The organism is Anabaena lutea FACHB-196 (genome assembly GCF_014698305.1).
Classification (GTDB): domain Bacteria; phylum Cyanobacteriota; class Cyanobacteriia; order Cyanobacteriales; family Nostocaceae; genus Anabaena; species Anabaena lutea.
In genome coordinates this window covers 152596-175057 of sequence record NZ_JACJST010000012.1, presented here as the reverse complement: position 1 = coordinate 175057, position 22462 = coordinate 152596, and the positions used below count along the sequence as shown (strand labels likewise).

The 22462-nt window shown below is 38.9% G+C and carries 11 protein-coding genes; 5 read left to right on the top strand and 6 right to left on the bottom strand.

Annotated elements, in window-relative coordinates; all coding sequences use genetic code 11:
* Window positions 1–413: 413 nt before the first annotated feature.
* Window positions 414–4466, bottom strand: coding sequence for a Calx-beta domain-containing protein (locus tag H6G59_RS14705; protein WP_190715610.1), 4053 nt, complete (start codon window positions 4464–4466; stop codon window positions 414–416).
* A 242-nt stretch (window positions 4467–4708) separates the two neighbouring features.
* Here H6G59_RS14705 and fni point away from each other — a divergent pair, with 242 nt between their 5' ends.
* From fni to H6G59_RS14690, 3 genes are all read left to right on the top strand, one after another.
* Window positions 4709–5758 carry a type 2 isopentenyl-diphosphate Delta-isomerase gene (gene fni / locus H6G59_RS14700; protein ID WP_190715608.1) on the top strand — a complete coding sequence of 350 codons (1050 nt, stop codon included), beginning with the start codon at window positions 4709–4711 and terminating at the stop codon, window positions 5756–5758.
* A 165-nt stretch (window positions 5759–5923) separates the two neighbouring features.
* A complete protein-coding gene (gene sppA, locus H6G59_RS14695) occupies window positions 5924–7759 on the top strand; it encodes a signal peptide peptidase SppA (RefSeq protein WP_190715605.1) in 1836 nt (611 codons plus the stop codon).
* Window positions 7760–8011: 252 nt separating this feature from the next.
* Window positions 8012–8251 carry a hypothetical protein gene (locus H6G59_RS14690; RefSeq protein ID WP_190715603.1) on the top strand — a complete coding sequence of 80 codons (240 nt, stop codon included), beginning with the start codon at window positions 8012–8014 and terminating at the stop codon, window positions 8249–8251.
* A gap of 60 nt (window positions 8252–8311) precedes the next feature.
* Here H6G59_RS14690 and H6G59_RS14685 read toward each other — a convergent pair whose 3' ends face one another.
* Both H6G59_RS14685 and H6G59_RS14680 read right to left on the bottom strand, forming a co-directional pair.
* A complete protein-coding gene (locus tag H6G59_RS14685) occupies window positions 8312–9043 on the bottom strand; it encodes a GDYXXLXY domain-containing protein (protein ID WP_190715601.1) in 732 nt (243 codons plus the stop codon).
* Between the two features lie 118 nt (window positions 9044–9161).
* Window positions 9162–10595 (bottom strand): DUF2157 domain-containing protein, encoded by a 1434-nt coding sequence (locus tag H6G59_RS14680; RefSeq protein WP_190715633.1) that lies wholly within the window; start codon window positions 10593–10595, stop codon window positions 9162–9164.
* Between the two features lie 212 nt (window positions 10596–10807).
* Here H6G59_RS14680 and H6G59_RS14675 point away from each other — a divergent pair, with 212 nt between their 5' ends.
* Window positions 10808–11761 carry an RsmB/NOP family class I SAM-dependent RNA methyltransferase gene (locus tag H6G59_RS14675; RefSeq protein ID WP_190715599.1) on the top strand — a complete coding sequence of 318 codons (954 nt, stop codon included), beginning with the start codon at window positions 10808–10810 and terminating at the stop codon, window positions 11759–11761.
* A 268-nt stretch (window positions 11762–12029) separates the two neighbouring features.
* On the opposite strand, the gene pip is transcribed toward H6G59_RS14675, so the two are convergent.
* The 3 genes from pip to H6G59_RS14660 form a co-directional block, all read right to left on the bottom strand.
* Complete coding sequence (gene pip / locus H6G59_RS14670; protein WP_190715631.1) at window positions 12030–12977, bottom strand: prolyl aminopeptidase; 948 nt, start codon at window positions 12975–12977, stop codon at window positions 12030–12032.
* 435 nt (window positions 12978–13412) lie between these two features.
* Complete coding sequence (locus H6G59_RS14665; protein ID WP_190715597.1) at window positions 13413–17381, bottom strand: PAS domain S-box protein; 3969 nt, start codon at window positions 17379–17381, stop codon at window positions 13413–13415.
* 213 nt (window positions 17382–17594) lie between these two features.
* Window positions 17595–19178 carry a diguanylate cyclase domain-containing protein gene (locus H6G59_RS14660; RefSeq protein ID WP_190715595.1) on the bottom strand — a complete coding sequence of 528 codons (1584 nt, stop codon included), beginning with the start codon at window positions 19176–19178 and terminating at the stop codon, window positions 17595–17597.
* Between the two features lie 833 nt (window positions 19179–20011).
* Between H6G59_RS14660 and H6G59_RS14655 the strand changes: the two genes are divergently transcribed.
* Window positions 20012–22432, top strand: a complete 2421-nt coding sequence (locus tag H6G59_RS14655; RefSeq protein ID WP_190715587.1) for a dynamin-like GTPase family protein — start codon at window positions 20012–20014, stop codon at window positions 22430–22432.
* Window positions 22433–22462: the final 30 nt, after the last annotated feature.

Below are 22462 nucleotides of genomic sequence, written 5' to 3'. Positions count from 1 at the left end.
TAGATAGGTCTTATTGACAATACCTGACCTATCTTTTTCTACCATAAATCGTCACATTCTTTACACTGTACTGTTTCCAGCCTTCTTTGTCTCCCCTTCAGCAAATTTATGATGGTTTTGATGTTGATTAATTATCTTGATTTTCGACATTAATCTATCTTTAAATATCCTGATATTGACCAATATTGTATCTGATATTTTATGGGTTTGTGTACCCGATATCGTAGGGGTTTAGCATTGCTAAACCCCTACCCAACGACTAACTAACAGTGACAAATTTATGATGGTTTTGATGTTGATTAATTATCTTGATTTTCGACATTTTTAGATATGGAAATGACCTAATATTTACCAACATTGTTCCCAATATCGTAAGGGTTTAGCACTGCTAAACCCCTACTACCTACACCTGCTTATTCTTTGATTCCATTTCTTGACTTCCAATAAGCCTGTAAAGGATTCATAGTACGATTGAGTACATCTTGAACGGCATTTGTATAGCCAGCAGATGTACTTCCATTTCTAACTTCATTGCCATACATGGAAGTGCTATAAGTTGTATAGGTACTAACTACACCTAAATGAACATGACCTTGACCTACTGTACCTAAAACTGTTTGTCCAGCCGTAACTTGACTACCTATGCTTAGAGAATTTGTTGCTAAGTGTCCATACCACCAACGACGACCTGTTTTTTGACCTGCTGTATTTAATTCATCTACAGCTACCCAATAGCCATTAAATGAACCGTTGTAATACTGCGGTCTATTATCAACAACAATACCATTAACTGCTGATTTAATGCTTGTTCCATTATTTGCTGAAATATCTAAAGCTGAATGTGCGCCAAGATCTAGATAATATCCATAATCATAGGCATAACCGGTTGTTAGGATTTTAACAGAACCAAACATTGTATTCGATAAATCCTGATAAACACCATATACCTCAGAAGGCATATCTACTTGCCATATATCTCCACTAGCATAACTATTTGTAGGAAACTGGGCGCTTTCACCACTAACACGATCCCACATTTCAGTAATAGTTTTTTGACTCCAGTTTTGACCATTAGTATTGTTTGTATTACTGAAGAAATCTCTTAATACTGTTTCAACATTAGGACGATATACTGTTGTATTAACCTTCTCCCAAGACACATCGACATGACCATGAAGCGACTGTTCCCACATCTGGAAATATAAAGCGTACCAACCTGTCGTAGAAAACTTATAGGTGACTTCTTTATATCCAAAAGCCTCTACCCATTGATTTTCAGGTGTAATATTTTGCGGAGGTGTGGTAATCCCCCATACACCATAGGCAGCAAGCAGGATACGATCATCAGCTAGAAAACGGAACTTATATTCTTGACCAGCCTCAAAATGACTGACAGTATGAGCGCGAACTATAAAGTTATCAACAGGGAGACGTGCATCCCCATTTGGTGAACCATACTCCCAATAAGCACTAATCCCTTCTTTACCATCATTGCGTCTAGCAATTTTAATCGTACCAATTTCACCAGATAGATGATCGTTAATATTTACTGAAGGAAATCCGCTAGTTTTATAAACTGTAGCAGCCCATTCTTTGGAGGTATCAGGACTATCATTAAAAGGTTGATATTTAACAATATCTTCAGTATGGCTAACAGAGCTACTACCATCATCATTAAAGTTCCCTGTCTTGAAGTTATAGTCATTAGCACTCATGTTATAACCACTACGGGGTGTAAAAGAGGGAACATCAAAAGTTCCATCCCCTTTACTTAACCAAACATGAGCATAATCATTGTTAACAAAATGAATTAAATCTGTTTTCCCATCTCCATTAAAATCACCTGTCTTAAAATTGTAGTTATTATTAGCCATCCAATAGCCATTCCAAGGAGCATAACTTGGTTTAATTGTGAATGTTCCATCACCATTAGCTAACCACAGATGAAGAGAGTCAGGATTGTCAAAATGAATTAAATCTGTTTTCCCATCTCCATTGAAATCCCCTGTCTTAAAGTTATAGTTATTAGCACCAATTGAATAACCACTACTGGGAGTGAAAGAAGGAACATCAAAAGTTCCATCTCCTTTACTTAACCAAACATGAGTATAATCATTATTAATAAAATGAATTAAATCTGTTTTTCCATCTCCATTAAAATCTCCTGTCTTAAAGTTGTAGTTATTATTAGCCATCCAATAGCCATTCCAAGGAGCATAACTTGGTTTAATTGTGAATGTTCCATCACCATTAGCTAACCACAGATGAAGAGAGTCAGGATTGTCAAAATGAATTAAATCTGTCTTACCATCTCCATTGAAATCCCCTGTCTTAAAGTTATAGTTATTAGCACCAATTGAATAACCACTACTGGGAGTGAAAGAAGGAACATCAAAAGTTCCATCTCCTTTACTTAACCAAACATTAGCATAATCATTATTGACAAAATGAATTAAATCTGTCTTACCATCTCCATTAAAATCCCCTGTTTTAAAGTTGTACTTATTACTGGCCACAAAATAACCATTCCAAGGAGTATAGTGTGAACCTACATTGAAAGTTCCATCACTATTAGCTAACCAAACAATCAGATAATTGCTATTTGCAAAATGAATTAAATCTGTCTTACCATCTCCATTAAAATCTCCTGTCGTAAAGTTATAGTTATTAGCCCCCATGTTATAACCACTACGGGGAGTATAATGCTGACCAACCGTAAAAGTTCCGTCACCATTAGCAGACCAAACGATCAGATAATCGCTACTGGCAAAATGAATTAAATCTGTTTTACTGACCAGTTTATCATTATCAGCAATAGTTACTGTTGCGGTCTTAACAGCACCCAAATTATAAGCCGCATTAGAACTGAGAGTAACTATCACAGTTTCATTACCTTCAACCAATGAATCATCAATGGAATTAACATTAATCAATGCCGTCGATGCACCAGCAGAGAAAGTGGCAGTACCACTCAAATTATTGTAATCTGTCCCATTTGTTGCCGTACCAGCAACAGAATAATTAACCGTCAAAGATGAAGCTGTACTTCCTGTACGCGTCAGAGTAAACTTACCAGGATTTGCAGTTTGTCCAGTTAAAGTTTCCCCTGCATTTGCATCTGTAGCACTAATAGTAATAGTCGGTTTAACATTAGTTGATGAATCATTATCAACCAAATTAACAGTAGCAGCTTTCGCAGTTCCTAAAATGTAACTTGTACCGCTTGCTAAAGTAACAATAACAGTCTCATTCCCCTCAATAGCCGTATCATCTTTGACATTGACATCAATTAATGCCGTAGCTGAACCAGCCGCAAAAGTCACTGTCTTAGTTAAAGTATTATAATCTGTCCCATTAGTAGCCGTACCCGCAACTGTATAACTAACAGTTAAAGCAGCAGTTTTATTTCCTGTACGCGTCAGAGTCAACCTACCAGGATTTGCAGTTTGTCCAGTTAATGTTTCTGCTGCACTTGCATCTGTCGCACTAATAGTAATTGTCGGTTTGTCATTATCAACTAAATTAACAGTACCAGTTTTTGAAGTTCCTAAAATGTAACTTGTAGCGCTTGCTAATGTAACTATTGCTGTCTCATTTCCCTCATAGACAGCATCATCAATGGGACTCAGATTAATTATTGCAGTAGAAGAACCTGCTGCAAAAGTAGCAATCTTAGTTAATGTTTGGTAATCTGTTCCATTTGTTGCCGTACCTGCAACTGTATAATTAACTGTCAAAGATGAAGCTGTAGTTCCTGTACGTGTCAGAGTAAACTTACCAGGATTTGCAGTTTGTCCAGTTAATGTTTCTGCTGCACTTGCATCTGTAGCACTAATAGTAATTGTTGGTTTATCATTATCAGCAATATTAACAGTAGCAGTTTTCGCAGTTCCTAAAGTGTAATTTGCACTACTTGCTAAATTGAGAATAACTGTTTCATTTCCCTCAAATACAGTATCATCACTAGGAGTGACATTAATTATCGCTGTCGATAAACCCGCTGCAAAAGTAATACTATTAGTTAATGTTTGGTAATCTGTCCCATTCGTTGCTGTACCGGAAATTGTGTAATTGACTTTTAGAGATGAAGCGATATTTCCCGTGCGTGTGAGGGTAAATAGACCAGGATTTGCTCCCTGTCCAGCTATAGTTTCAGCCGCATTTGCATCTGTAGCACTAATGGTAACTGTAGATAGAGTAGCTTGTTGAACTGTTAATAATTGACCGACAACACTGTGATTACTAGAAGACTGCCAGCCAAAAATGTTACTATATGATAGTCTCTCAGGAATAAGATTAGACCACTGTTGTTCTGCTTCAATCGTCGATAATCGCAATAGACGAAGACTTTCTGTATTACCACGAGTTGTCTGAAGAGGACTGACAATATCCAAAAAACCGTTGTTTTCCAGTCCAGGAAAAGGATTGGAGAGACCCTGATTGCTTTGTAGTATGAATTCATCCATTAGTATTTACACCTTGTCGCTATTAAACGATATATGTTGTGATGCTTTTTGACTTGGTATAATTAAGTCTATGGTGTTCCTCATGGAGTTGAGTATAAAGTTTTAATGAAGGATGTTGTATTTTTAATGATGAATCACTTTGCTATGCAGATGAGACGAGTAAGGGTTTAGCAATGCTAAACCTCTACAAATTTTCTATGGACTGTCACAATAATGAAGGTAAAAGCTTGGAATAATTATCTGTGAACCCTCCTACCAGCACCCCAGCAGAAACCCAAAATCGCAAAGCAGATCACATCCGCATCTGTCTAGAGGAAGATGTTCAATGTCAGCAAGTCACTACTGGACTAGAACGCTATCGTTTTACCCATTGTTGCTTACCAGAATGCGATCGCACTGACATCGATATCAGCACCAATTTTTTAGGAAAAAGCCTGAATGCACCGTTGTTAATTTCCTCCATGACTGGGGGAACAGAACGCGCAGGAATGATTAACCGTCGTTTGGCAGAAGTCGCCCAACGATATAAACTAGCAATGGGTGTGGGTTCCCAGCGTGTAGCAGTAGAAAAACCCCAAGTTGCTGACACCTTCGCTATTCGCAAATATGCTCCTGATGTACTTCTATTTGCCAACTTGGGTGCAGTGCAACTTAATTATCAATGTGGCGTTGATGAATGTCTGCGAATTATTGATATTTTAGAAGCAGATGCTTTGATTTTACACATCAACCCTTTGCAAGAATTCATTCAACCTAGAGGTGATACAAATTTCCGGGGCTTATTTGACAAAATATCTAACTTATGCAGTAAGTTACCAGTACCTGTAATTGCTAAAGAAGTAGGTAACGGCATTTCCGCTGTCATGGCAGAAAAACTCATATCTGTGGGAGTACAAGCCATTGATGTGGCTGGTGCAGGTGGTACATCTTGGGCGTTGGTGGAAAGCGAACGGGCAGAAACTGCATTACAGCGGCGTTTGGGGAGGACTTTTGCTGATTGGGGTTTACCAACAGCAGAATGTATTACCAGCATTCGCGCTCAGTTTCCTCAAATCCCCTTAATTGCTTCTGGGGGGTTACGTCATGGCTTAGATGTCGCCAAAGCGATCGCATTAGGAGCAGATATCGCCGGTTTAGCAATGCCCTTCCTGCAAGCAGCAGATGTATCGGAAACTGCCCTGCAAGAGTTAGTAGAGGTATTAATTGCCGAAATCACCACCGTATTATTCTGTACTGGTAACAGAACTTTGTATCACTTAAAGCAATCGGACAGTCTACAAAGCATACAATAAAGAAAACAACTTGTTTTTTCTTAGTCATTGGTTTTTGACTAATGACTAACATAGCAGTTGCTAGGTAAGTTAGGACATACAGTGATAATAAACTCAGACACAGAAAAACTTTTAACCCTGTTCCCTGTTCCCTGCTATGACCAATAACTAATAACTAATAACTAAATGAATAATTTCCTCAAACAAACTTTTGCCAGTTTAATTGGTAGCTTACTAGGACTGACTATTTTCTCTGGTATCGGTACTTTAGGCTTATTGTTCCTAATTATCCTTGCGACTACTTCCAAAGATACGGGGCCACAAGTCAAAGATAAGTCAGTGCTGGTTTTTGACTTATCCATGAAAATCACAGATAGCGAACCGAGTTCCAGTAGATTTCTGCAAAAAACCCTAACAGGTACAAATGAAGATAGCATTACACTCCGCAAAGTTATAGAAACCCTTGAAAAAGCACAGCGTGATCCACGGATTGTGGGTATTTATATAGACGCTACCAAGTCACCCGCAGCTAGTGGACTCGGCTATGCTTCCCTCAAAGAAATCCGTCAAGGACTAGATAAGTTCCGTGGTTCTGGTAAAAAGATTGTCGCATACGGCTCAGACTGGAGTGAACGAGAATATTATCTCAGTTCGGTAGCTAATAATATCGTCCTCAATCCCGTAGGACTAATGGAAATCAACGGTTTGAGTTCACAACCGATGTTTTTGACGGGAGCATTGCAGAAATACGGTGTTGGTGTTCAGGTCGTGCGGGTAGGGAAATTTAAAGGAGCAGTAGAACCGTTTATATTAGATAAACTGAGTCCAGAAAATCGGCAACAAACCCAGAAATTATTAGATGACGTGTGGGGAGAATGGCGGACATCTGTCGGGACAAGCCGGAAAATTCCACCAGAGAAGTTGCAAGCGATCGCAGATAATCAAGCTATCCTAGAAGCCTCATCCGCTAAAGCCAACGGTTTAGTAGATCAGGTGGCTTACATAGATGAAGTGGTAACTGACTTAAAAAAGTTAACTACCAGCGATAAAAACGATAAAAGCTTCCGCCAAATTAACATTAGTGATTATGCCGAAGTTAGGGATAAATCAATCGGTGCAGAACGCAACTCAGAAAATAAAATTGCTGTAGTCTATGCTGAAGGCGAAATCGTCGATGGTAAAGGGGAAGATGGAGAAGTAGGAGGCGATCGCTTCGCCAAAATCTTCAACAAAATTCGCCAAGATCAAGATGTGAAATCTGTCGTTTTAAGAATTAATAGCCCAGGTGGTAGCGCCTCCGCAGCCGAAGTTATTCAGCGAGAAATAAAACTAACTCGGCAAGTCAAACCAGTTGTCGTCTCAATGGGCGATGTTGCCGCCTCTGGTGGTTATTGGATTGCCAGCGATTCAAACCGCATTTTTGCTGAACCTAACACCATCACAGGCTCTATAGGCGTGTTTGGCGTGCTGTTCAATGGTCAAAAGTTAGCAAACAACAACGGTATTACTTGGGATACAGTAAAAACAGCCCAATACGCCGATAACCAAACTGTGTCTCGTCCCAAATCCCCCCAAGAATTGGCACTTTACCAACGCAGCGTTAACCGTATTTACAATATGTTTTTAAGTAAAGTTGCTCAAGGTCGAAAACTACCCCAACAAAAAGTAGCAGAAATTGCTCAAGGGCGAGTTTGGTCAGGTGCAGCAGCCAAACAAATCGGGTTAGTTGATGAAATTGGCGGACTAAATGTTGCCATTGCATACGCTGCCAAACAAGCAAAATTAGGCAATGATTGGGAATTGCAAGAGTATCCACAAGTTACTAGTTTTGAAGAACGCTTCTTTGGGCGGAAACTAGAAGAAGCACAAGCAAAATTAGGGATGGAGAAAACTCCAATCAAACCAGTTAACCCCCTCCTTGCCGAATTTGAGAAATTGCAACAGGAAATGACTATTTTGCAGAAAATGAACGACCCTCAAGGAATTTATGCCCGCTTACCTTTTAATTTGAAAATCGACTAAGGGAATTGCAAGAATGTCTCTGAATCAGGATTTACAGGATTTGAAGATGGGCAGGATTTAATCAGCAATAATTATCTAGTATTTTTTCCTCATGTACATCATTTAATCTTGGGTATCCTGATTCAGATTCCCTTCTGCCTCCTTCCTTCTGCCTTGTCATAACGACAATCGGACCTTTGGCGAAGCCTATTTCTTCTCCACTATTTCTAAAAGAGTGTAAAGTAGTTGGAATCCTAATTCACGCATCCATCTATGGATATAAAAAGTAAGCGCCTGTTACTCCTTGTGGTTTCCTGTAGTATATCTGGTGTTATTTTAGGCGGAACCTCGGCGTGGGCAGAAAGCAAAATGTGTTGGCACGCTGATACAGTAACCAGCGAATGTCTGACCCAAAACATAGTGGAAAAAACTATTCAAGGTATGAGTACTGGATTATTAGCTGGGGCTGGGGCTGCTTTTGGTGCAGCTTGGAATTTACGCCACCAAGACTAATATTCAGATCCCCGATTTTTTTGAGAAGTCGGGGATCTATCTTCTGATAACTGTTCACTGTTAAAAGCGATAATTGCGGTAGCTGCGCTGACTTGAAGGATCACCAATCCACATACTCGTCGGTACAGCATTACCTTGAGGATCTACTTTCACTTGTACCGCTATTGCTGGTCTCTCTCCGTCTGTGTTTTCCTGTGCTTGCAAGATATCATTGTTAATTTGCTGCCGTTGTTCATCTTGCAGGTAATAGTTTTCCAAGCCGTAGTTAATCAAACCATTTTGATAATTACCCTTTAAAGCTACCTGATTATTGGGGAGGTACATAGGCAGACTACTACTCACTCGCATAGGTCTCCAAGCCCTGGGAAAACCACGTTCAGAAGATTGTTGTTCTTGCAAAATTAAGTATAAAGTACTTCCCTGAGCTATTTGTCCGTTTCTCACAGAATTTCTCCTCACCCAATCTCTCCAACCCGGTAGTCTTCTCAGAGTTTCGCTCCGAGAAATATTATAATCAAGGGTCAAAGAAGATCCCTGTAGCGCATTATTAGTATTCACAGGTACAGTTTGCAAAATTACTGACTTCCCAGTCATGTCTGTGTACATCGCTTGGGTGGGAACTGCCATAATTAAGCCAATTTGTACCATTAATGGGGCTACGAACCGCCAAATAGGTAGAGGTTTATTGGCTTTCTGTTCAGTAGCTATCAAATAATCCCGAAAAGTCAACTTTTCGGAAAATTCCATTTCTGGAGTTAAGGTTTTATTTGGTTCGGATGAGTTACTTTTCATGAAAACTAATTGATAATTGTTTACTTGTCATTTGTCATTTATTCAGTTGTTAATACCCAATGACTCATGACTAATAGGAATTTAAACGCAGAGATTTAGGAATAAATATTGTGTTACGTCAATTGCCTTGCTTCTTACTTGCAGAATTAGATGCAGGAGATAAGCGACGTTCAAACCACTGACCAGCAGCTATGAGAGAATAGCCACAGGAGATAAAAACAAGTGACCTAAAAAGTACATCCGTGTCGTACTCCAACACCCGGCTGATAATTTGCAAGATAAACAGTAATATCCCACACCAAAAAGAGCGTCTTTTACTTAACTTCAATCCTTCTTGAATTAACCCCCAAGCTAATGTTGCCAAAAGGACATTGAAGATAAAAATGCCCAGTTCAGTAATCCGGCCAATCGCTTGATGCCAAAAAGGGACGATGACAATGAAACCCAGAAAGATGCTAATGACAATGAAAGTAAAAAATACTTCTCTCCGGGGTGGGCTGTTTCGATGACGCAACAGAAACAACCATTGCAATACAGCCAAGCCGCTGAGAATCCCCAAATCAATGATAGGCAGAGATTGGAATCCATTCAAGAAAGAATTACCATCAATTGGTGATTGCCACTGCCCACGGAAAGACAACAGATAAAAGACTACCCCAAAACATATCAACCCTAAATTCCGGGCTAGAGGTTGAAACAACCTGTAATTGATGATTGGGAATAGCAAATCATCATAACTCCAGAGTAATGCTGGTGGGAGCGCTAAAGCAAAAGATGCCACCCAAGGAACTAAATCAGAAAAAGTTAATAGGGGTAGTGGGTTAAGGTTGTATTGCAAGGAAAAAGTAAAGGCTACTACTCCTAGTCCAAAAATCCACCGCGAACGGCAAACATAGGCTAAAGGAACAAACAGCAGCCAAGATAACAGAGGCATATGCCGTACTGCTAACCGCGCCCAAGTTAACTCATTTGGAGAAGATAAAAATTCTCCCAATCCTATCCAATAGCCGATTTGCACCAAGATAATCGACAAAATTCCCAAGGAGTTTAGAGATAGACTATAGGCCATGACTAAAACGCCAAACCCCCAAGCCAAAAACAACTCAGAAGTTGAACCGCTAATATTGAATATTTGCGCCATCAGCCATAAAGTTGCCCCTAAAATCAGGCTACTCAGAATTAGCAAAGCTTCTCCCAGTAAGCGTTTGCTACGTTGTGGTTTTTTACCTTCAGCTAAAGCAAGTGCAGGTTGTCTCCATGTGAAAAAACCAGTGATAGCAGTAGACAAAAACAAACTCATTAACAAGATAAACTTGACTTCTCTTGACCATGTTTGCCAATTTGTGGCTACAAAGATAATTACACCTAAGGCTAAAAGTAAGCCACCAAAAGCAATGGCTATTAACCCAGAACTTTCCCGTGCATCCGCTTCTATCTTATTAAATTGATAGCGGTCTGCTAATTGCTGGTGTTGGGAAGAACTAATAAGTCCTTCATCTCGCCAAAGTTGTGCTTCTTGGCGCAGTTTTCGCTGAAAATTATCTAAGATCATGACCTCTCCGGTGCAATGGGTTAGTTTAGCAAGTGTCAAAACACGGTTAGCTTCTAGCCAAAGGCCAGAAGCCGCGCCGGACGCGCTTCGCAAACGCAATCTAAATGGTGGTCATTATATTTTCAGTATGCAGCCAAATACCTTAATTGCATTGTTCTGCTGTAACAGTTTCAATACTGTTCTAATTAGCTAAAATTACCCAAATTTAAAATATGGAAAAGCCTTCAAATTTATTACTTAAAGTCGCACGTCGTTTATTTAAAGATTCAGAAGAAGAAGCAAAGTTTATCGATGCTTTAGTTAATCCTCAACGTTTTTTACCTTGTATTCTTTGGTGTCAAGATCAGCCAGAAATCTCTCCTTTTTCGGTAGAAACACCTGTGGATTGGCAACCAAAATTTGTAGATCGTTTACACCTGGGAGAAAAGCCAGGTCAACATCTCTTACATCAACAAGGATATTTTTATTGTTTAGATTTTTCTTCTGTGTTTTCTGCTTCTAGTTTGTTAACTATTAATCAATCAGTACCTTTGGTGTTTGATATGTGTGCTGCACCAGGGGGTAAGAGTGTTTTTGCTTGGAAAGTATTAAAACCTCATTTGCTGATTAGTAATGAGGTGATTGGTAAGCGGTTAGGAATGCTAATTTCTAATTTGAAGCGTTGTCAGATAAAACCTGCTGGTGTAGTACATCGAGATTCTAGTATTTTTGCAGAAATGTTTCCAGAATCAAGTAATTTAGTTATAGTTGATGCTCCTTGTACAGGGCAATCTTTATTAGCTAAAGGTGAAAAAGCACCTGGATGTTTTCATCCTACTTCAATTAATAAAAGTGCAAATCGTCAAAAACGCATTATCGCTAATTCAGCACAACTTGTAGCTCCCCAAGGTTATTTAGCTTATATGACTTGTACTTATTCACCAGAAGAAAATGAGCAAGTATGTGAATGGTTTTTAGAAAAATTTCTCCATTTTCAAGCTGTAGAAGTTAGACATTTATTAGCTTATCAATCAGATTTAACTGACATTCCTTGTTATCGAATGTTTCCTCAATATGGTTTAGGGGCTGGTGCATTTACGGTGCTGTTTAAAAATATGACTGAGGGTGAAGGGAAGAAGATTGATATAGAGACGATATCGCCGATGTGTAAATATTTAAGTATTTAGTAATAATCTTTGATTTTTGAAATCTAGGTTTGGTGGGCATTTCCCACCCTACGAAACGAAGACTTACACATTGACTTGGTATATAGGTTTCAATTTTGATTCTGTACCTCATTGATCTGCAATCTGCTGTAAGTATTTAAATATGCCATCAATTTAATCAATTGTGATGCTCAGTTTTTTTAGTTCTAAGATTGGGTTGTGTGCCGCTTAACCCAATCTTCAATTTAGACAGTGACAGAATTTAAAACAGAATTTAAATATGCGTGATCTAAAACTCTGTAAATTTATCTGTAGCTGCAATTAAAGCACTACTAATTCCTGGTTCACTCATGGAATGTCCCGCATCAGGAATAACGATAAATTCTGCTTCTTTCCACGCTTGATGTAATTCCCAAGCTGATATCATCGGACACACTACATCATAGCGTCCTTGGACAATTACAGCGGGAATATGGCGAATACGGTCAACATTTAAAAGTAGTTGATTTTCCTGTTCAAAAAATCCCTTGTTAATAAAATAATGGCATTCAATGCGTGCAAAAGCTGCTGCAAATTCATCATCACCAAACTTTTGTTTAAGTTCGGGATCTACAAAAAGTTTACTTGTACTACCTTCCCAGATTGACCAAGCACGGGCTGCTTCTAGTTGAATTTGCAAATTTGAACTAGTCAAACGTTTGTAATAAGCTGTTATCATATCTTCTCGTTCAGCGACGGGAATAGGTTTAATATATTCTTCCCACGCATCAGGAAAAATATAACTAGCACCTTCTTGATAAAACCAGGATAATTCCTTTTCTCTTAACATGAAAATGCCACGCAAAATTAATCCTGTACAGCGAGAAGGATGGGTTTGACTATAAGCTAATGACAATGTGCTTCCCCAACTTCCACCAAATACAACCCACTTTTCTATTCCTAAATGTTCGCGTAATTTTTCAATATCGCTGACTAAATCCCAAGTGGTATTTTCTCGCAGTTCAGCATGAGGCTGACTTTGACCACAACCACGTTGATCAAACATTACTAAACGCCATTTCTCTGGGTGGAAATATTGCCGATAAAAAGGTGGACAGCCGCCACCAGGTCCTCCATGTAGTAAAACTATTGGTTTTCCTTGGGGATTACCTGATTCTTCAAAATGAATTGAGTGTAAGTCAGAAACTTGTAAGTAATCTTCGCGGTAAGGTTGGATAAGTGGATAAAGTTCTCGCATTTTGTTGATTGACACAAAAAGAATACTGTTATTATTTACTCACACTTTTAAATCAATTTATTTTTGGCAATTTGGCAGATTTTTTCATTGTTATATTGCTATTCTATATCCGCGAATGTCTTTGTGCGATAATTCCGACTTGCAGAATCCCTCGGTCTATAACCGGGGGTATTTTTTATGATGTTGCCAAACTAAAGACGGCTGGGAAGTTTACTTTTAAACGCAGAGGTTCGCTGAGGTAAACGCAAAGGTACGCAGAGTCTTTGTTTAAGTTTTTTTTCTCTCATTTATGCAATACTGTAAAGTCCAAATATTAGCCGATTTAAGTATAATTTATATCAGGTTCGCTTAATTATTTATCAAAAAAGCTCGACCTGTCATCGCGTTTCTCTATCGCTGTGTGATTGCCTGATAAGTCTTTAGCCGAAAACCATATTACTCGTTTAGGGTGCTGGATAATGTCAAAATTTGCAAGATTGCCTGGAATTGATAGGTGCTGACTAGATTTTTCAAGCTAGTAATTAAAGCGATGTTTGTTTCGGGAATTTGATCAATCAAATTTAGTACTTCCTCCTCATCACAACATAATGCAGCTTGGTGTAATTCGTTCAGCCAAGTTGAGGGCATAACAGATAGACTTTCAGATATTGCAGTTTGAGATTGTTCATCGTCTTGAATATTATTTGTCATGGGTAGCTGAGAATTTTCTTCAACATCTGAACTAGGAGAAATTCCTTCTGCTGTGGCTAATTTGACTGGAATATCAAAATAGAAAGTACTGCCTTGATTGAGATGACTGGTAACGCGAAGATTGCCATTCATTAAGTTAACAAACTTGTGGCTAATGGAGAGTCCTAATCCAGTTCCTTCTATAGCAGAAGTACCTGTGTTTGAGTTGCTATGCGATCGCACAGATTGGACAAAAGCATCAAAAATTCTGGTCAGTTCCTCTGGGGCAATACCAATACCAGTATCTTCGACTGCAAAGAAGAGACGCACAGATATTTTAGAAGGGGATTCAGGCTGGAGGGACTCATTCTGCTCTCCCTCTCCGTGTCCCCGCGTCTGTGCGTCATCTTGTTGAAAATGAAGACTGAGTGGGTCAATTTGAGCATTATTGCAATTTTTGACTTCTACACGTAGAGTGACACTACCTTGCTCTGTAAACTTAAGGGCGTTATTCAGCAGGTTAATCAGTACTTGGCGGAGTTTATTGGCATCGGTGGTGATGTACTGAGGTAAGTCTAAATCTAGTTCTAGATTAAGTTGTAAGTTTTTAGCTGCGGCTTTCAAGCGGAACATTTCTTGCAGGGACTTTAACAGCGCTATCAGGTCAAAGCTGGTTTCATTCAATACCATGCGTCCGGCTTCAATTTTGGATAAATCTAAAATTTCGTTGATGAAGTTAAGTAGGTTATGGCCACTGCGATGAATGATTTGGAGATGTTCTTGTTGCTCTAAACTGAGAGAACTGTCACGTTTCATGACTTGAGTGAAGCCCAAGATGATGTTAAGTGGTGTTCGCAATTCATGGCTCATGTTTGCTAAGAAGATAGTTTTTGCCTGGTTTGCGGCCACTGCTGCTTCTTTTGCTTGTTGAAGTTGTATTTCGGCTTGTTTGCGGTCTGTGATATCTATGGAATAGCCAACTACTTCTTTGGGGTTGCCTGCTTCATCTCTGATTAATCTTAATTCTGACTGTATCCAGCGATAATTACCATCTGCATCGAGGAAACGGTAATTATGAGCGTAAATATCTTTTTCATACAACTTTGGCAGATTGGCGAACACTTGTTCCTTGTCTTCTGGATGGATGTGATTGGCCCAAAAGTTTTCCTCCTCTAAGACTTCTTGGGCTGTATACCCCAGCAAATTCTGGACGTTTTCACTTATGAAGGTGAGACTGTAGTCATCTGGATTATAGCTATAGATCATGGCTGGACTGGAGGTGAGCAGATAGCTTAACCGTTGCTCACTTTTGCGGAGGGCTTGTTCAAAGAGTATGCGATCGCTAATATTGATGCTACTACCCACCAGGCGATAAATCTGCGACGATTGATTACGTATCGGTGTCAGACTCGTGAGCCACCAGCAATCTTGCCCTTGGAAAGGAAGATATTCTTCATAGGTGATGGTTTTACCTGTGTCAATACATTTTTGATAGTTTTGTCGTACCGCAGCCGCAAAATCTGGAGGAAGTATCTGTTCAGGGGTCTTACCAACTAGATCTGCTGATTGAATTCCCGTTAACCTTTCATGGGCTGGGTTTAGCCCTACATAGCAAAACTCACTATCAGCCAAAACATCAATCACAAAAATGGATTGCTCAACACCATCGTAAATGATTCGTAAAAATGCTTCTTTTTCTTGTAAAGCTAGTTCAGCTTGTTTGCGATCGTTGATATCCCTACCAACTGCTTGAAATTCTACAAACTCTTCTTGCTCATCAAAAATCATCAGGTTAATCCACTGAGTCCAGCGAATTTCTTCACCAACAATGACGCGATTTTCAATCACTATTGTGGGATTTTCCCGGCTCATTGAGTTGATAAGTTGGGCAACATACTCCCTGTCTTCCTCGAAAATGACTGGGTAAAAATTATGTTCCAGCAACTCTTCAGGCGATCGCCCAAAGTATCGGCAAAATGCTTGGTTAACAAAGGTTACAGTGCCATCTGGTTGATAGCGGACAATTAGTTCAGTTTGATCTTGAACAATGGCACGATAGCGATCTCTACTAGCGTGTAAAGCAGCTTGTATTTTTTTCAGTTCGGTGATTTCCTTACAGATGGAGAGAATGCAGGGTTTACCATCGAGTTCGATGATCTCGCAAGAAACAAGAGATACTTTGATTTCTTGTGTTTTTGTCCGCCAATGAAATTCTTGATTGCGGATAAATCCTGTTTGTTTGAGTTGTTGGGCGATTGCTTCTACTTCTTGAGGATTTACCAAAATATTCATTTCTATTGCTGTACGACCGATAAGTTCATCATAGGTATATCCAGCTAGTTGCAAAAAAGCATTGTTAACATCAATCCAGCGTCCATTCTCTAAGAGAGTAATGGAAATAGCATCAGGGCTGGTACGAAATATGGTGGCATATCTGCCTTCTAACTCTGACAGATTGACTCGAATTTGTTCAAAGTTGTCTCTTAACTGCTGCGCCATTTGGTTAAAAGATTGTGCCATCCGAGCCAATTCCCGTATAGGCTGATTTTGGGGAATTCGCTGCTGCAAATCGCCTTGAGCCATTAAGGATGAAATCTGGCTAATATTCAGGATGGGACTGGCCAGCCAACGGGTAATCAGAGAAGTGAGTGCGATCGCTATGATTACCGCAAATATTACCAAATTTATCGTAGTTTGGGTTGTGTCATGAATGCGACCTACAAAATCAGATTTGGGTACAACTGTTACAATTAACCAATTCAATCCATATTCATTTTTATAAGGTTGAATCTGAGATAAATAAGTTTGCTTATTGTCAATAAATTGCCAATTTTGGAGTTGATTTATCTGACTCCAATCGCCAACTTTTGATTTTATAAATTGGCTGACAGATTTAATTAGTGGATGTCGGCTTTGGTTAGCAATAATTCGCTCTATTTTACCATCACTAGTTTTAATAAAAGGTAATTCATCTGTTGAACTAGCAATTAAAGAACTATCCATTTCAGTCAGAAATACAATCCCAGAATGCCCTAATTTTAAATTGTTGAGAAATGTATTGATGTTTTTTAATAATAAATTAACGCCAAATACTCCTGTAAGGTTTTTAGTCACGGTGTCATAAATTGGCAAACTGGCATTAATTTTCAGATTCCTGCTATTAGCAGATGTATAAACAGGACTCCAATTTGCTTTTTTTCTCTGTTTGGCTAACTTATACCAATAGTTTTGTCTAATATCCCAATCAGGTGGATATTCTCCGATTTTTAATAATCGCACACGCTCACCTTTGGAGTTGACTTCATACTGTTGAAACTTTCTGATATTTGGACTATTCGTTACAGTAATTTGGCGTTTTCTATCTGTATTAACAACCATTCTAAAACTACCTTCTTCGTTAGCGTAGACAATATTTTCAATATTATTAAAACTGTAAATTTGCTCAATTAAATGACGTTCTACAGCCTCAATATTAGTAATATCAAGGTCACCATCTTTAACTTCGTTAATATTGATCTGATTAATCAGATGCGGTAATGATAGATAATTGTCTAGATAAAGATAGACACGATTTCCAACTTCACCCATTAATTGCTGTGTTATTTCCTCTACAACCTGGTTACTATTATGCAAACAAAAAAAGTTAGTCAGTCCTACTGTAATCACCAATAGCAAGATCAAAGGTAGAGTTAGAACTGTGCGGAGGGGAAGTGCGGGAAAACGATTGTAAAGCATAGATATTCGCAGAATATAGCGGTTCTCGATTGTGTGAGGTACAGTTAGTTTTGACTAATAATTCCTTGAATTTATCCGTAGAACCAATCCAGAATCTAAAATCTGTCTTGAAAAGTTTATTACAGAGGGAAACCCTCCTGAGAACTTTTCGCCAAATCCAAAATCGATTGAGATAGAGTCATCAAGTGATGATGCAAAATACAAAAATATGAATTAAATGGCAGAAGATACACAGTATGTGTTACGTCCTTGGGCTTTTGCCTGATAAAGTGCCTCATCTGCGGCAGCAATAAGCTCTTTTGGTAGAGTTTGACCTTGAGGAATTATACTAGCAATGCCTATACTCAAAGTTAATTGATTAGTGGAAGAAAATTGATGGGGTATGGCTAGTCTGGCTATTTCTGCTTGAATCTGTTTAGTAATATGAATTGCTCCGTCTACATCGGTATTAGGCAGTAAAATCACAAATTCTTCACCACCATAGCGAGCGACTAAATCCGCAGGACGATGACAGGTGCGAGCGATCGCTTCTGCTACCTTTTTCAGGCATTCATCACCAGCTAGATGTCCGTAATAGTCGTTGTAGGATTTAAAATAATCAATATCCCCAAGAAGTAACGACAAGGGTGCTTTTTCCCTTCGCAGTCTTTGCCACTCATGAGAAAGTGATTGATCAAAACACCTGCGATTGGCAATCTGTGTTAACCCATCTAAATTTGCTAACCGCAGTAATTCTTTATTTGCCTGTTTAAGTGCCTCCTCTGCCTGCTTACGCCCAATAAATGCACTCAACTCCATAGCCACTGCATTTACCAACTCTACAAGTTGGGGATTATGGGGTAAGAGCGATCGCTTGAAGAAGCACATAACTACAAGTGTTTCTCCTTCTAGGCTAATTGGCACTGCAAATACAGTCTTCAATCCGGCCTTATTCGCCGATTCAACCCTGATAAACATATCTTGCGGCACCTGTGAAACATCCTCAATCCATTGCGGTTGCTGGGTTGCACCGACTTGACCGATTAGTCTTACTCCATAGGAAAAAATGTATTCTAAACTTGCTAGGTGAAAGTCTTTTAACTGTTGATCAATCGGATCATAGGCAACTTGTCCTAGTTCTAATCCTGTACCATCTAAGTTGGTGATCCAAGCCTCTCCATAGTCCCAACCAATCACTTGACAAACTTCACACAAAACAGCATCCAACGCATGATTTAAATTCAGGGCTTGATTTACTAAAGTCATGGTTTTTATTAACAGTTGCAGTTTTGCTTCAGTCTGCTTTCGCTCTTCTATTTCCTTGATTAATGCCTGATTATGTTCATAAAGTTCCTGGCTTTGTCTGACAATGGTTAGTTGATGCTGAACTCTGATTAATACTTCTTCAGCTTGAAAAGGTTTAGTAATATAGTCAACACCACCAACCTCAAATCCTTTGACTTTATCAGTAACAGCATCTAGGGAACTTAAGAAAATCACAGGGATATGACGGGTTTCATGATTTTGTTTCAGCATTGAACAAACCCTGTAGCCATCGATTGTCGGCATTTTGATGTCTAACAGAATTAGATCAGGTGCTTCAACTTTTATAGTATCCAAAGCTACTTCCCCACTGATAGCTTTTCTGACTTTGTACCCTTGCTGGCTTAAAATCGCAGATAGTGTACGCAGGTTGTCTGGATGATCATCAACCACCAGTAAATTAGCGTTATACACAAATGGTTTTGTTTCTATTAGCGAAATGGAGGTAACTTGTCCGCTACTGTAACCCTCTTTAGCTTGGATTTGGTAGGACATTTCTTACGAAAGTTTGGCAGTTTTAAGTATATTTTTTCGTAGAATCTGACCAATTATCCTTGATGTATGGTAGAGGCTTGGTATCGAGTTGCTAAGATGATGTTCTGCGTTACTATGCTTCATATATAGGTAAACGACGATAGTAACACAATCTAAGTTTTTTACGCTATTTTATTATTTTGTATCATTATATGCTCTTAAAGTTCCCTAAACGGGCATTTTGATTGGGGAGACGCGGGGAGATGAGGACGCGGAGATGGGGAGACGCGGTGACGCGGAGATAGGGGGACACGGTGACGCGGTGACGCGGAGATAGGGGGACACGGTGACGCGGTGACGCGGAGATAGGGGGACACGGTGACGCGGGGAAAATTAAGAATTCCCTGTTAAGAGTTCCCTATTTACGAATTACGAATTACGTTGGCGGTAGCCTGCCGTAGGCACTATTACGAATTACGAATTACGTTGGCGGTAGCCTGCCGTAGGCACTATTACGAATTACTTTAATCGGTATTCTTCTGGTGGAAAGGGAGTAGCCGTAAATATGTTTATTGTTTTTATGATCAATAAAATATACAGGAGATTGCACATCAATGAGGTACACAATCTAAATTGAAACCTAGAAACTAAGCCAGTTTTACTCCTGACTCCTGACTCCTGACTCCTGACTCCTGACTTCTGACTTCTGACTTCTGACTTCTGACTCCTGACTCCTGGCTCCTGACTCCTGACTTCTGACTCCTGAATTCTGCTGTATATACCTCAGTGAACTTACTATACAAAAATTTGCTTAAGTAGTATTAAAATATTTATCAATAATTCTATTATTCAATATGTCAAACTTACCGCCTCAGTGTAAAAATTTGTCAGTACAAGTTGAATCTATCTTACAACTTCTACAGCAAGAACCAAGTTTGCGTTCTCAAGATATTACGTCGGTAAAGCTTTCTTTGGATAAAGCGATTTCTCCCAAGTTTGAAATTGTCTTTGCTGGTGCATTTAGTGCGGGAAAGTCGATGTTAATTAACGCACTATTAGAGAGAGAATTGTTGTACAGTGCAGAGGGACACGCTACAGGCACAGAATGTAAGATTGAGTATGCACCAGCAGATGCAGAAAGAGTAGTTTTAACTTTTTTGAGTGAAGTAGAAATTCGAGAACAAGCTATTTCTTTGTGTCAGCAGTTGGGGTTTAATACAGTTGCGAATATTAATCAATCGGATGTGATTGATTTACTCCGACAAGGTTGTGAAGTAATTATTCAGCAAGAGGGTGGGGAAAGTAAATCAGAACGCGCTAAACAAGCAAAAGCATTAATTTTGTTGTTAGAAGGATATATAACTAACCGCGATCGCATCAAGACAGTTAATAATGCTACATATTCAATGGAACAATTTAACTTTACTAATCTCAAAGAAGCCGCTGGATATGCGCGCAGAGGTAGTAACAGCGCGGTTTTGAAGCGAATTGAATATTATTGCTATCATCCTCTTTTACAAGATGGAAATGTCATTATTGACACACCAGGAATCGATGCACCAGTAGAAAAAGATGCACAATTAACTTACAGCAAAATTCAAGATGCGGATACCTCAGCGGTAGTGTGTGTACTCAAACCTGCTGCTGCGGGTGATCTGACGAAGGAAGAAACGGAACTTTTAGAAATGATGCGGGGAAATGCAGGAATACGCGATCGCGTTTTTTATATTTTCAACCGCATTGATGAAACTTGGTACAACACCCAACTTAGACAACGATTAGAAGATTTAATTAATGGACAATTTCGTGATAGCAGCAGAGTTTATAAAACCAGCGGATTATTAGGATTTTACGGAAGTCAAATTAAACAGACAAGTAAATTAGATCGATTTGGGTTAGATTCGGTTTTTGCAGAAAGTGTTAAAGGTTTGGATGGGAGGGAAGAAATACCTCAATTTGTCTATGCTTTTAATAACTATTGCGTTAGTTCGGGAAAACTTTCTCCTAGTCAATTCCGAATTTCTCTTAATGGCTTTGAAACTCCCAATGAAAACTATGTCCGCATTTTAGATGAACAAGGAATACTGCTAATTAACCAACTCATTCACGATAGCGGTATTGAAGAATTTCGCACAGCTATCACTCGCTATTTAACTGAAGAAAAGCGTCCTCAATTGTTTAAAAATCTTGCAGATGATTTAGAAGATATTTGTATTAATCTGAAAAAACACTATCAGAGTTCTCAGCGAGATTTAGATAGTCAACCGCGAGAAATAGAAACGATGAAGGCGCAGGAATTACAACGCCTCAATCAGCAACTTCAGCAAGTTGGTAGAGACTTTAGTCAGCATATCACAGATGAAGTTAATAGATTAATTAATAATTCCTGTGAAGAGTTTGAATCTGATTTTCGCCAATTACAAACTCGGATGATTCGTCGTTTGGATGAGTTGCTAGATACCTTCTCAGTTGCTAATGCTTATCGACGTGCAACTGTCAGTCATCCTCGTAACGCAACTGCACCTTTATTAGCTATATTAGTAGAGGCGTTTTATTACTTAGCTAATCAGTTGGAAGATATTTTAATTGAGTCTTGTGAACAATTAATTGCTAATCTTTTCCAACGGTTAATTGAGAAGCTTCAAAAGTCGGAATATTATCGTCATTTATACCGTTTGTTAGGTAATGATGGCGGAATTGAACAACAGGTAAAGTTGATAGAAAAACAAGTCGCTCAAGTTTTGATCAGTGCTGCTAGTATAGAGTGCGATAGATTTGTCAGAGAAAGTCCTAGATTTTACGATGAAGGTACTTTTTCTATCTATCAATTTCGTCAAACTTTACAGCAAACGTCCCAAGGTTATGATGCAGAAAGCGTTATAGAAGCCGAACCAGCAATTAGACAATTATTAAAGTTAGATTTTGAGCCGAAAGTTTCTCATACTATTCGCAAATCTTTCCGTCAAACTATTAACCAAACTCTCAAAACTCAGTTGTTACCAATGGCTGAAAAACAAGCAGATCATATTTTGCAGCAGTATCCCTATGCGCGGGCTTATTTGGAAGCTACTTTGGAACAGGAAGCTACGGAAAAAATTGCCAATAATCAGCGTTTATTGGGTGTTGTAGAACAAAAAATAGAAGATTATAATGCGGCTGTTTCTGGTATTAACAATTGTTTGCAAGCGATGCAGTTATATGAACATCTTTTGCCTATAATTGATGTGATATCTTTTAATGATGTGGTTGTTTCTGAGGAAGTAGTAGAGATTTAATTCTAATATTAATCACAGGTAAATGTGGTA

Bases quoted from the DNA above. Each gene is read 5' to 3' on its own strand.
- H6G59_RS14705 (WP_190715610.1), bottom strand. From the start codon at position 4,466: ATGGATGAATTCATACTACAAAGCAATCAGGGTCTCTCCAATCCTTTT.
- sppA (WP_190715605.1), top strand. From the start codon at position 5,924: ATGAATAATTTCCTCAAACAAACTTTTGCCAGTTTAATTGGTAGCTTA.
- H6G59_RS14690 (WP_190715603.1), top strand. From the start codon at position 8,012: ATGGATATAAAAAGTAAGCGCCTGTTACTCCTTGTGGTTTCCTGTAGT.
- H6G59_RS14685 (WP_190715601.1), bottom strand. From the start codon at position 9,043: ATGAAAAGTAACTCATCCGAACCAAATAAAACCTTAACTCCAGAAATG.
- H6G59_RS14680 (WP_190715633.1), bottom strand. From the start codon at position 10,595: ATGATCTTAGATAATTTTCAGCGAAAACTGCGCCAAGAAGCACAACTT.
- H6G59_RS14675 (WP_190715599.1), top strand. From the start codon at position 10,808: ATGGAAAAGCCTTCAAATTTATTACTTAAAGTCGCACGTCGTTTATTT.
- pip (WP_190715631.1), bottom strand. From the start codon at position 12,977: ATGCGAGAACTTTATCCACTTATCCAACCTTACCGCGAAGATTACTTA.
- H6G59_RS14665 (WP_190715597.1), bottom strand. From the start codon at position 17,381: ATGCTTTACAATCGTTTTCCCGCACTTCCCCTCCGCACAGTTCTAACT.
- H6G59_RS14660 (WP_190715595.1), bottom strand. From the start codon at position 19,178: ATGTCCTACCAAATCCAAGCTAAAGAGGGTTACAGTAGCGGACAAGTT.
- H6G59_RS14655 (WP_190715587.1), top strand. From the start codon at position 20,012: ATGTCAAACTTACCGCCTCAGTGTAAAAATTTGTCAGTACAAGTTGAA.